Below are 11,900 nucleotides of genomic sequence, written 5' to 3'. Positions count from 1 at the left end.
AGGCGTTCTTAATTTTCTCAACACCACTGCCGCCCCTCGCCCGGGCGGCAGTTTTCGTTTGGACCTGCCGTTGACGTAAACTGCTTGGAATTGCAGTTGCATCGGTTATGGTTACCGCATCAGCGTGAATGGGAAGAGAAATGCTGCATTTTGAGGATTTTCATGAGGGGCGGGTCTTTCCGCTCGGGCCACGCACGGTGTCTGCCGGAGAAATCATCGAGTTCGCCCGCGAATTCGATCCGCAGCCGATGCATCTTTCCGAAAAAGCCGGAAAGGCGAGCATCCTCGGCGGGCTTGCCGCCTCCGGCTGGCACACCGCGGCCCTTCAGATGCGCATGATCGTCGATAGCTATATCGGCCATTCCACCTGCCAGGGCGCGCCCGGCGTCGATGTGATGGACTGGAAAAAGCCGGTATTGGCTGAGGATACGCTAAGCGGCAAAGGCCTTGTTCTGGAGGCGCGGCCGCTGAAATCCCGTCCCGGTATCGGACTGGTGCGCATGCGCACGGAACTGGAAAACCAGCGCGGCGAAACGGTCTGTGTTGCCGAGCAGGTCATCATGTTTGCCATGCGCGAGAAGGGGGAGGATGCCGCATGAGGCTTGCAGAACTTTATCCTGTCGGCACCCGCGTCGAAACCGGCACGCTGGAATTTTTGGCCGAAGACATCATCCGTTATGCCGAAAAATTCGATCCGCAGCCGTTTCACATGGATGCGGAAGCGGCGAAATCCTACGTGTTCGGCGCGCTCTGCGCCTCCGGCTGGCATACATGCGCCGGCTGGATGAAAATGCTTCTCGCCCATTTTGCCGAAGAGTTTCCGCGCCTCGCGCAACAGGGCCTGCAGCCGCCGAAACTTGGCCCCTCGCCCGGCTTTCGCAAGCTGCAATGGCTGCGCCCGGTTTATGCCGGAGACCGCATCACCTATTCGGTGACGTTGACGGACACACGCGAGCTTGCCTCGCGCCCCGGCACCTGGCTGAACTCGACCCTCAACGAGGGCGTGAACCAGAACGGCGAAACGGTGCTGCGGTTTGAAAGCAGCGTGCTCGACTTCGCCTGAGAGGCTTCGCTCCGGGACTTCGGAAAAGATGGGGGACTTCGGGCAGACCGCGTTCTGCCTCTCAGCGGGTTGCGATGACGGCGACACCGGCGCCGACCATGGCGGCTCCTGCCCCCCGGTTGATCCGCTGCACCACACGCGGGCTGCGCATCAGCGTGCGCGCCCGCCGGGCGAGCATCACATGGCCGCCGATCACAACCGCCTCGACGAGCAGGATGACCAGCGCCAGACTTGCCGCCTGAGAAAACGTCAGGTTGGGGCCAACGACATTCGGCAGAAGCGCAATATAAAACAGCGGCATTTTGGGATTGCCGAGGTTGAGCACGATCCCGGCGAAAAAGCCGCGCCGGAGATCACCGGCATGGGCAACGGCCTTTTCCGTTGGCACTTCCGCCGGCGAGGTCCACATGCGGATGCCCATCCAGATGAGGTAAGCAGCGCCGGCATAACGCAACACCGTCATGCCAAAGCCCATCTCGCCAGCTGCGGCAGAGAGGCCGAAGGCGGCGAGAAACAGAAAAATCAAAATGCCGGTGACCGTGCCCAGCCCATAGGCGATGCCGGAGGCAGCACCACTATGCACGGTACGCGCCAGGATCGTCATATTGTCCGGGCCAGGACTGGCGGCAAACACAAAAAACGTCGCCCCGAAGGCGATCAGCGTATGAAGATCCATCGTCGTTCCCCGGCTTGTTCTGTCATCAGGCTACGCCTGACATCACAACCGCACAAGACCCGACAATGGACGTTCAATGCCCCTCGAAGGAGACCAGCGTACGAACCTCGACGCCGAGCGCCTCCAGCTTCTGGCGACCGCCCAGTTCCGGCAAATCGATGACGAAGCAGGCGGAGACGACATCGGCACCGAGCTGGCGCAGCAGCTTGACGGCGCCTTCGGCGGTGCCCCCGGTGGCAATCAGGTCGTCGCAGAGGATCACCTTGTCGCCGGGTTTGACCGCATCCACATGCATTTCCATCTCGTCCGTGCCGTATTCCAGGCTATAGGCCATGCGCACCGTCTGGTGCGGCAGCTTGCCCTTCTTGCGGATCGGCACGAAGCCAGAGGACAGCTGGTGCGCCATGGCGCCGCCCAGGATAAAGCCCCGCGCCTCGATGCCGGCGACCTGATCGACGGCAAGCCCGGCATAGGGCCGCACCAACTCATCCACCGCCTGACGGAAAGCCGTGGCATTGCCGAGCAGCGTCGTGATGTCGCGAAAGATGATCCCCGGCTTCGGATAATCATGAATGGCGCGGATGGCGGTGGCGAGCGTCGTTGCAATATCGGACATCGGATCTTCCGCTGAGTGTCTATGGGTAAAACATATGCCGGGACTTCATGAAAAAGGCGGCCGAAGCCGCCTTTCTAGTCATCCGGAGCGATAAGCTCAATGTTCCTTGCGGGCGTAAACCGACTTCTTCGTGAGATAGATGAGGATGGAGAAGATCGCCAGGAACACCATGACTATGAAGCCGGTGCGCTTGCGTTCTTCCAGATGCGGCTCTGCGGCAAACATCAGGAAGGCGGCCACATCCCGCGAATACTGATCCAACGTCTGCGGTGCGCCATCGTCATAGGTCACCTGGCCATCCGACAGCGGCGGCGCCATGGCAAGCGCTGCGGACGCGATGAAATATGGGTTGTAATGCGTGCCCGGAGCCACTTCGACGCCGGCCGGCGGTTCCTGGTAACCGGTCAGCAGGGCGTGGATATAGTCCGGCCCGCCTTCCTGATACTGGGTGAAGATATCGAAGACGAACTGCGGGAAACCGCGGGTGACGCCACGCGCCTTGGCCAGCAGCGACATGTCGGGCGGTGCCGCCCCGCCATTGGCGGCGGCTGCCGCCTGCTCATTGGGGAAGGGCGACGGGAAATGGTCCGAAGGCACAGCCTTGCGGGTGAACATCTCGCCGGCATCGTTCGGCCCGTCCTGCACTTCGTGCGTGGCGGCAAACGCCTTCACCTGCGCGTCCGAATAACCAAGGTTCTCCAGCGTGCGGAAGGAGACAAGGTTCATCGAATGGCAGGCGGAACAGACTTCGGTATAGACCTTCAGGCCGCGCTGCAGCTGGCCCTTGTCATAATGGCCGAAGGGACCGGCAAAACTCCAATCCATCTCCTGCGGCTTGTGGATCGGGTAATGCGGCGTGCCGCCTTCGGCATGTGCACCTTCCTCCGCAGCGGCCGCACCGGATGCAAGACCGGCGACCAGAGCCAGGGACAGGAGGCTTTTGACAAGCATTTTCATCGTATTCGTCCTCTCGGTCACAGGCGTCAGGCGCGCATGTCGGCGGTCACGGTGCCGTTCTTCTGCAGAACTGCCTCCGTGATCGAGTTGGGGATGCGCCGCGGCGTCTCGAAAAGCCCGAGAAGCGGCATGATGACGAGGAAGAAGCCGAAATAATACACGGTGCCGGCCTGCGACAGCGCGACATAGATGCCTTCCGCCGGCATCGCACCCAGCCAGCCGAGCAGGATGGCGTTTACGACGAAGAGCCAGAAGAACAGCTTGTACCAGGGACGATAAACGGCCGAGCGAACCTTGGACGTATCGAGCCAGGGCAGGAAGAACAGCACGATGATGGCGCCGAACATGACGAGAACGCCACCCAGCTTGGAATCGATCGGGCCGATATTAAAGGTGATGGCGCGCAGCATGGCGTAGAACGGCAGGTAATACCATTCGGGCACGATATGGGCCGGTGTCTTCAACGGGTTTGCCATGATGTAGTTATCCGGGTGACCCAGATAATTCGGCATGTAGAAGACGAACCAGGCATAGGCCATCAGGAAGAGCGCAACGCCAAAGGCATCCTTCAGGGTCGCGTAGGGCGTGAAGGGAACCGTATCGGTCTTGGTCTTCACCTCGATGCCGGTCGGGTTCGTCTGGCCGGTTACGTGCAGCGCCCAGATATGCAGGACCACCACGCCGGCGATCATGAACGGCAGGAGGTAATGCAGCGAGAAGAAGCGGTTCAGCGTCGGCTGGTCAACGGCAAAGCCGCCGAGCAGGAACTGCTGGATCCATTCGCCGACCAGCGGAAAGGCCGAGAAGAAGCCGGTGATGACGGTGGCGCCCCAGAAGGACATCTGGCCCCAGGGAAGCACGTAGCCCATGAAGCCGGTTGCCATCATCAGGAGGTAGATGACGACGCCGAGAATCCAGAGGATTTCGCGCGGTGCCTTGTAGGAGCCGTAATAGAGGCCGCGGGCGATGTGCAGGTAAACGGCGATGAAGAAGAACGAAGCGCCGTTGGCATGCATGTAGCGCAACAGCCAGCCGTGGTTCACGTCACGCATGATCTTTTCGACGGAGTTGAAGGCAACCGTCGTTTCGGCGGCGTAATGCATGGCCAGAACCACGCCCGTGAGGATCTGCACGATCAGCATCACGGAAAGCATCGCGCCAAACGTATAGGCGTAGTTGAGATTGCGCGGCACCGGATAGGCGACGAAGCTGTCATACATCATGCGCGGCAGGGGTAGCCGCGAATCGATCCACTTTTCGATGCCCGTGGAAGGCTGGTAACTGGAATGCCCACTCATGCTGTGTCCCCTCACCCGATCCGGATCACGGTATCGGTCGCAAATGTAAACGTCGGAATGGCCAGGTTCTGAGGTGCCGGGCCTTTACGAATGCGGCCCGCAGTATCGTAATGCGAGCCATGGCAGGGACAGAACCACCCGCCGAAATCCCCGGACTGGCCGAGCGGAACACAGCCGAGATGGGTGCAGGAACCAATCATCACGATCCAGTTTTCCTTGCCTTCACCGGCGGAGCGGTCGACATCGGTCGCCTGCGCGTCAGGTGCGATATTGGCGTTGCGTGCAACCGGGTCCTTGAGGTCCCCCAGCGCCACAGCCTTGCCTTCGGCAATTTCCTGTTCGGTGCGGTTGCGGATGAAGACCGGCTTGCCGCGCCACTTGACGGTGAGCGACATGCCAGGCTCGACGCTCGACACGTCCACCTCGATGGAGGCAAGCGCCAGTGTCGATGCGTCCGGGCGCATCTGGTCGATGAATGGCCAGGCCACAGCCGCGGCACCCACGGCACCCGCCATGCCGGTCGTCAGATAAAGGAAATCGCGGCGAGTGGGCTCGCCCACGCTTCCGCTATTCGTGTCGTGCTCGCTCACGGTCAAACCATCCTCTGCGCAGAAATTTCGTAAAATTGCATGGCCCCTCGCCCCGTCGGAATCCAATTCGGACACAATTGGACTCTATTCTCCCCGTGCGATTTCTATGCGTGATCTCACAATAAGTCCAGTGTCGGCAACAGGATATGGGCACATTGTCGCGGGCATGACATCCGCCAATAAAGCCATGCGTGCATCCGTGCCACACCCGCGCGTTGCGTCTTTCCCCCGCCACCCCTGAAGCCCGCCGAAAACAGATGTGCGCAGCGTTGCGCCGTTTGTTGCAGCGCACAAAGGCACGTGATATGGCAGCTTATCCTGCCGGTACGCAATGGAAACCCATGCGCCATCACCTGTCTTTCAGTATTTCATTGATTACAGCGCTTGTTCTGCTGCTGATCACGACGCGATTTGTCACTGATATCTTTCTTGTTACGATTTTCCATAACCTGCATCTGCATCTGGCCATCATTGCAGTCCTTTCGGTCTCGGTTGCACTGCTCATCCGCTTCAACATCTTTGGCGTGATCGTGCTTTTCGCCGCAATCGGCATGAGTGTACATGGCTACATGCTGTCGCAGCGTTATGCAGTGGATCTCTCGCAAGCGCCGGGCCAGACATTCCGGCTTCTGTCGTTCAATGTGCTCGGCACAAATTTCGAGCACGCTGCAGACATCGTGGATGAAATCATCGCGTCGAAGGCGGACGTGGTCAACATCATGGAAGCACGCGGGCTGACGTCAGATCTGCCGCGCTTGTTTGCTGTCTATCCCTACCGGATCGGCTGCGGCGAGCAGACCAAAAGCTGCGACCTGATGATGCTGTCGCGGTTTCCGATGAAGAACGGCACGATCCAGAGCCTCAGTTCATTCGCCTATCACCGTTTCATCACGGCTCGCGTTCAGCTTCCGGGCGGCGATGTCAATGTTGCGGCGATCCACCTCACCAAACCTTATTTCGATGACTACCATGAAGAAGAGCTTCAGGGTGCGGTTCGGATGTTTTCAAGACTGACCGGCCCGCTGATCCTGTCGGGCGATTTCAATGCCTCGAGCATTTCGCCCGACATGCTGGAGTTTCTCAAGCAGACCGGCCTGAAGGCTGCAACGCGCCAGCCGGCGACATGGCCGATCATTGCCGGCTCCTGGGGCGTGCCGATTGATCACATCTATATCCGCGCGCCGCTGGTCTTTCGCCATATCCAGCGCATCGCCGACAATCACGGTTCCAACCATTACGGGCTCGTCGCAGATCTCGGGGTTCCAGCCCCCTGAACGACGCCTGTAGTTCAGGCGTCCCTATCGATGAAACCGCCGGACTGGCGCGCCCAAAGCTCCGAATAAAGCCCGCCGGAGGCGACGAGCTCGGCGTGCGTTCCCTCTTCCACGATGCGGCCCTTGTCCATGACGATCAGCCGGTCGAGCGCGGCGATCGTGGACAGGCGATGGGCGATGGCAAGCACCGTCTTGCCCTTCATCAGCTCGTCGAGGTTGGACTGGATGGCCGCCTCCACTTCCGAATCAAGCGCTGACGTCGCCTCGTCCAGCACCAGGATCGGCGCATCCTTCAGCATGACGCGGGCAATGGCGATGCGCTGGCGCTGACCGCCGGACAGTTTGACGCCGCGCTCGCCGACATGGGCGTCAAACCCCTTGCGGCCGCGCTGATCCTCGAGTGAGAGAATAAAGTCGTCCGCTTCGGCCCGGCGCGCGGCGGCCAGCAACTGCTCATCCGTCGCGCCCGGGCGCCCGAACATAATGTTGTCGCGGATGGAGCGATGGAGAAGCGAGGTATCCTGTGTCACCATGCCGATCTGCTGGCGCAGCGTCTCCTGCCGCACCTTGGCGATATCCTGCCCGTCGATCAGGATGCGCCCGGCCTCCACGTCGTAGAAGCGCAGGAGAAGGTTGACGAGCGTCGATTTGCCAGCCCCTGAACGGCCGACAATACCGACCTTTTCGCCCGGCCGGATGACAAGGTTCATCCGGTCTATAACGCCGGAGGCACGGCCATAATGAAAGCTGACATTGTCGAAACGGATTTCCGGCTGGCGCACGACCAGCGCCGGCGCATCCGGCACATCGGTCAAGGACACCGGCTGCGAGATCAGCTCGGCGGCATTCTGCACGGTGCCGAAATTGCGCATGATGCCGTTGAACTGCGTCATCAGGCGGCCGAGCAGGAAATTCAGCCTCAGCACCAGCGCCAGCGTGAACGCCACGGCACCTGAGCTGATGCGCCCATCCAGCCAGAGATGGATGCAGAGCGCTGCCATGCTGGTGATCATCACGCCGGACAAAAGCGCCATCGATGCGCGCACACCGGTGATGAAGCGGGTGAACATCATGGTGGAGGCCTGGAACGTGTCAAAACCTTCGCGCATGTAACGGTCGTTCACCTCGTCGCGGCCGAACAGCCGCAGCGTCTGGATATTGCTATAGGCATCCACCATGCGCCCCGACAGCATGGAGGCGGCTTCCGCCGTTTCGCGCGAGTGAAAGCGAATGCGCGGCACGAAATAACGCGCCAGAAACGAGAAGATTCCGACCCAGACCAGCACGATGACGGCAAGCCGCCAGTCGAGACCGCCGATCAGCGCCAGCATGGACACCGAATAGATACCGACGAACCAGACGCTCTCCATGAGCGAGGTGACGAGATCGCCCGTCGCCTGCCCGCCGGACCAGACCTTTGTCACGATGCGGCCGGCAAAATCATTCTGGAAGAACGATAGCGACTGGCGCGCCACATGCTGGTAGGCCTGCCAGCGCACCATGTTGTAGAAGCCCGGCGTGATCACTTGCTGATCGACCAGTGCCGTCAGCATGGTCACCAGAAAGCGCACGCCGGCAATCAGCACCAGCATGCCGGCCAGTTCACTGCCATGGGCCGACAAAAGCCCCGCCCAGCCAGCGGCGCGGTCGATGCTCGAGAGAATATCGACCAGCCGGCCGACGAACCAGAAGAGTGCTGCCTCGATGGCCGCCGTCAGGCCGCCCAGCACCAGCATCATCAGGAACGGCGTCCTTGCCTGGCGCACATAGAACCAGATGAAGGCGAAGGTCGCTCGCGGCGGCTGCAGATCCGCCCTTTGAGCGAAGGGCCGGATGCGGGTCTCGAAAAAACGGAACAGGGCGTCGATCATGCCCTTGGGTATAGGCCGTTTCGCGCCCGCAGCAAGACGCATACCGGGTTAAATATTGGCAATGGTGCCGGCCCGCTACCGCGTCTGGCGGCCGTAAAGCGCCTCGTAATGACGGTCTGTCGGCAGGCGCCCGGAGACCGTAGTGGTCATCAGCGTATCGTCGCCGCGAAATTCCGCGCGCTGGAGGGCCAGACGGGCGTTGTCGTACAATTGCGCCGGGGTCACCGCTCCAAAGGCGCTGGCGGCACCAAGCCGACACTGGACATTCGGCAGGTCGGGGATGCGCTTGCGCGCAAGGCGCACGGTGGTTTCCAGAATGCGCCCGATCCGTCGGCCAAGATCCGTCAGGGACAGGTCGTCGGTGAAGGTGACGAGCATGCCCAGCTCGTCCATCTGGATCCAGGAGGCCAGTTCCTCCTTGCTCATCAACCGGCCGGCCTGCTGGCCAAGCGTATCGAGGAGAAAATCACGCGCACCGGTCATGGCCGGCCGCTGATAGGCTTCAAGGCCCTTGAGGCGACAGAGCAGCAGGCTTGACCCATCAAGCTGGTTGCCATCCGTCGTCATCGCCTTCATCCGGCCCATCAGAGCGGCGCGGCCGACCAGACCGTGGACCAGAGGGGCCGCCGCAACCGGGCGGGACACGTCTGAGGCGCCGGCAGCTGATCCTGCAGTACCTCCTGCCCCTGACGCTGTCCCTGCCCCTACCCCGGCCCCGGCAAAATCCAGAGCGCCGGCCAGAGACGGGGTGGCGGTGGATGAAAGCGACAAAGCCGGAGCCGGCCTTGTGGAGAGAGGTCCGGCCCAGTCGTCCAGCGCCTGCATCACCTGCCTTGTGGCCTCGAGTTCTGCGGCGCACGCATCTGTCACCGCCTTCAGCACATGGGCAAGCTGCGCTGGCGACAGTGCGGGAGAGGCCTGCAGCAATGTCGCCGCCTTTTCGATTTTCTGCAGGCTGCCGCTCACCGTCTCGTCGACAGCCGAAAGGATGGCGCGCAGCTCCGTTGCGGCATCGAACAGCGACAGGGCAGCAGTCAGGCGCTGGCCGGTCTGAAAATGTTGCGGCAGGAAATCACGCGCCATGGCGGCCCATTCCTGCGGATCGATCGGGCGGGGAAGCAATGCGAAACGGCGCTTGATCTCGGGTCGCTCCCCCTCGATGAGGAGCGTCATCAACTCGAAATTGACAGGGCTGAGGTCCAGCCCGAGGCGCAAAAGAAGAGCAACGGCCTGGCGACCATTGGCGTTCGGATCAGGCTGCATGCTGGTGATGATAGACATCGCGCATTCTCCCGGATCAACAGGAGATCATCCTAAACCAAAAGCCAATCCAAGCCTTTAAGCGGCGTGGTAAACGCATCGGCAAAGAAAATCGGGCGCGTGCCGGGCCGGCGCAACCGGCCCGGTTTCTGCAGCGGGATGACCGGCTGCGATTACTCGGCCGCCGCTTCCGCCTTGTCATCGGCATCGTCGCCCAGAAAGCCGCCCGACTGGCGGTTCCACAGGTCGGCGTAGATGCCGCCCTTTTCGACCAGTTCCATATGCGTCCCCATTTCAACGATCTGGCCGGCGTCGAGCACGATCAGCCGATCCATCTGCGTCAACGTCGAAAGACGATGGGCAATGGCAATCACCGTCTTGTCCTCGATCAGCTTGAACAGGCTTTCCTGGATGGCAGCTTCCACTTCCGAATCGAGTGCGGAGGTTGCCTCGTCCAGCACCAGGATCGGCGCGTCCTTCAGGAAGACGCGGGCAATCGCGATACGCTGGCGCTGGCCGCCGGAGAGCTTGACGCCGCGTTCGCCGACATGCGCATCAAGGCCTGCGCGCCCCTGCTGGTCGGCAAGGCCCAAGATGAAATCCCAGGCATTGGCGCGTTTGGCAGCCTCGATGATCTCCGCATCGGTCGCATCCGGGCGACCATAGGCGATGTTGTCGCGGATCGAGCGGTGCAGCAGCGAGGTATCCTGCGTCACCACGCCCACCAGCGCGCGCAGACTGTCCTGCGCCACATGCGAGATGTCCTGCCCATCGATGAGGATGTGGCCCTTCTCCAGCTCGTAGAAGCGCAGAAGAAGGTTCATCAGCGTCGTTTTGCCGGCGCCGGAGCGCCCGACAAGGCCCACCTTCTCGCCCGCATGGATGGAGAGCGAAAAGTTCTCGATAACACCCTTCTGCTTGCCGTAATGGAAGCGCACGCCGTCATAAACGATGGCGCCCTTTTGCGCCGACAAGGGCTTTGCCGCGGGACGGTCGATGATCTCGTGCGGCTTCGTCATCATGCCAAGGCCGTCATAAACCGTGCCGATGTTTTCAAACAGCGCGGCGACTTCCCACATGATCCACTGCGACATGCCGTTGATACGCATGGCAAGGCCGATGGCAACGGCAATCGCCCCGACGCTGACGCTGCCCTCCAGCCAGAACCAGATGCCGAGCGAGGCGACGAAGAACTGCACGAAGGCATTGTTGATATCGACGCAGATATTCAAAAGCGAAATCTGGCGCATCTGCCGATGAACGGAAACGAGGAAGGCGTCCATGCCCTCCTTGGCATAGGTTTCCTCGCGCCCCGCATGGGAGAACAGCTTGACTGTGGCGATATTGGTATAGCTGTCGACGATGCGGCCGGTCATCATCGAGCGGGCATCGGCCTGTTCGCTGGAAAGCTTGCGCAGCTTGGGAATGAAGGTGCGCAGGATGAGGCCGTAGATGACGATCCACAGCACCAGCGGCACGCCGAGGCGCCAGTCAACGGAGGCGACCAGCGCCAGCATCGAGACGAAGAAGCTCACCGCATAAACGAAGACGTCGATGATCTTGATCGCTGCATCGCGCACGGCAAGCGAGGTCTGCATGACCTTCGTTGAGACACGGCCGGCAAATTCGTTGGCAAAAAAGGTCATCGAATGACGCAGCAGGAAGCGGTGCATCTGCCAGCGTGCGATCATCGGAAAATTGCCAGCCAGCACCTGATGCATGGTGACCGTGTGCATCAGGCCCGCGAGCGGCAGGCCGACCAGAAGAAGTGCTGCCATCATGGCAAGCCGCCCGCCCTCCTGCGCCAAAAATGTGGTGCGGTCGGCATTGCTCAGCCAGTCGACGATATTGCCGAGGAACTGGTAGAGCAGCACTTCGGCCACCGCAATCACCATCGAGCAGGTGCCAAGCAGCAAAAGCCACGGCCAGACGGGCTTTGTATAGTGCCAGCAGAAGGCAAAAAGCCCCTTGGGCGGCAGGCCGGGTTCGCCGGCGGGATAAGGGTTAACGCGACTTTCGAACCAGGCAAACATGATAGGCTCCGTCAATCGGACTGCCGCGGCGACCGCGCAACGTCGATACGCGGGAGGTCAAAAGGGCCGGCACACGGCAAAGTTCAAATGGCAAGACCAACTATGGCCTTGAAAACGACAGGTGGGAAAAGATGGCTTGCGAGAACCGCGGACGCCTAGGCCAGAAGCAGAAAGGTCTGCGGTCGGAAGCGCAAAAACACGGTCATTTCCATGGAGGCCTCCTTTGGCTGGCGTTGAAGATGATCAGCACTTACCAGTAAAG

At 61.0% G+C, this 11,900-nt stretch carries 11 protein-coding genes; 3 read left to right on the top strand and 8 right to left on the bottom strand.

Translation table 11 applies throughout. The features are described from left to right. The first annotated feature begins 128 nt into the window (after window positions 1-128). Window positions 129-599 carry a MaoC family dehydratase gene (locus AC4CWH_RS03470; protein ID WP_491320401.1) on the top strand — a complete coding sequence of 157 codons (471 nt, stop codon included), beginning with the start codon at window positions 129-131 and terminating at the stop codon, window positions 597-599. Further along, complete coding sequence (locus AC4CWH_RS03465; RefSeq protein ID WP_491284231.1) at window positions 596-1,063, top strand: MaoC family dehydratase; 468 nt, start codon at window positions 596-598, stop codon at window positions 1,061-1,063. The genes AC4CWH_RS03470 and AC4CWH_RS03465 overlap by 4 nt, the downstream gene beginning before the upstream one ends. 61 nt (window positions 1,064-1,124) lie before the next feature. Here AC4CWH_RS03465 and AC4CWH_RS03460 read toward each other — a convergent pair whose 3' ends face one another. The 5 genes from AC4CWH_RS03460 to petA form a co-directional block, all read right to left on the bottom strand. Then, on the bottom strand, window positions 1,125-1,739 hold the full coding sequence (locus AC4CWH_RS03460; protein WP_491320400.1) for a LysE family translocator: 615 nt from the start codon (window positions 1,737-1,739) through the stop codon (window positions 1,125-1,127). Window positions 1,740-1,812: 73 nt separating this feature from the next. Further along, complete coding sequence (locus AC4CWH_RS03455) at window positions 1,813-2,355, bottom strand: adenine phosphoribosyltransferase (RefSeq protein WP_491320399.1); 543 nt, start codon at window positions 2,353-2,355, stop codon at window positions 1,813-1,815. A 96-nt stretch (window positions 2,356-2,451) separates the two neighbouring features. Next, window positions 2,452-3,312, bottom strand: a complete 861-nt coding sequence (locus AC4CWH_RS03450) for a cytochrome c1 (protein WP_491320398.1) — start codon at window positions 3,310-3,312, stop codon at window positions 2,452-2,454. A gap of 26 nt (window positions 3,313-3,338) precedes the next feature. Beyond that, on the bottom strand, window positions 3,339-4,610 hold the full coding sequence (locus AC4CWH_RS03445; RefSeq protein ID WP_491320397.1) for a cytochrome b: 1,272 nt from the start codon (window positions 4,608-4,610) through the stop codon (window positions 3,339-3,341). An 11-nt stretch (window positions 4,611-4,621) separates the two neighbouring features. Next, a complete protein-coding gene (gene petA, locus AC4CWH_RS03440; RefSeq protein WP_491284226.1) occupies window positions 4,622-5,200 on the bottom strand; it encodes a ubiquinol-cytochrome c reductase iron-sulfur subunit in 579 nt (192 codons plus the stop codon). Between the two features lie 305 nt (window positions 5,201-5,505). On the opposite strand from petA, the gene AC4CWH_RS03435 reads away from it, so the two are divergent. After that, a complete protein-coding gene (locus AC4CWH_RS03435) occupies window positions 5,506-6,474 on the top strand; it encodes an endonuclease/exonuclease/phosphatase family protein (protein ID WP_491320396.1) in 969 nt (322 codons plus the stop codon). Window positions 6,475-6,488: 14 nt separating this feature from the next. Here the strand turns inward: AC4CWH_RS03435 and AC4CWH_RS03430 are convergent, their stop codons facing one another. The 3 genes from AC4CWH_RS03430 to AC4CWH_RS03420 form a co-directional block, all read right to left on the bottom strand. Continuing rightward, a complete protein-coding gene (locus tag AC4CWH_RS03430; protein ID WP_491320395.1) occupies window positions 6,489-8,345 on the bottom strand; it encodes an ABC transporter ATP-binding protein in 1,857 nt (618 codons plus the stop codon). Window positions 8,346-8,420: 75 nt separating this feature from the next. Further along, the gene (locus AC4CWH_RS03425) at window positions 8,421-9,626 is read right to left on the bottom strand and encodes a hypothetical protein (protein ID WP_491320394.1); all 1,206 of its coding nucleotides are present in this window, start codon (window positions 9,624-9,626) and stop codon (window positions 8,421-8,423) included. A gap of 152 nt (window positions 9,627-9,778) precedes the next feature. Further along, window positions 9,779-11,638: an ABC transporter ATP-binding protein gene (locus tag AC4CWH_RS03420; protein ID WP_491320393.1), complete on the bottom strand. Its 1,860-nt coding sequence runs from the start codon at window positions 11,636-11,638 to the stop codon at window positions 9,779-9,781. Between the last annotated feature and the right edge of the window lie 262 nt (window positions 11,639-11,900).

Source organism: Neorhizobium sp. PAMB6716, from assembly GCF_058242805.1.
The sequence above is the reverse complement of the archived record's forward strand: the minus strand, read 5'-3'. Positions and strand labels throughout refer to the sequence as shown.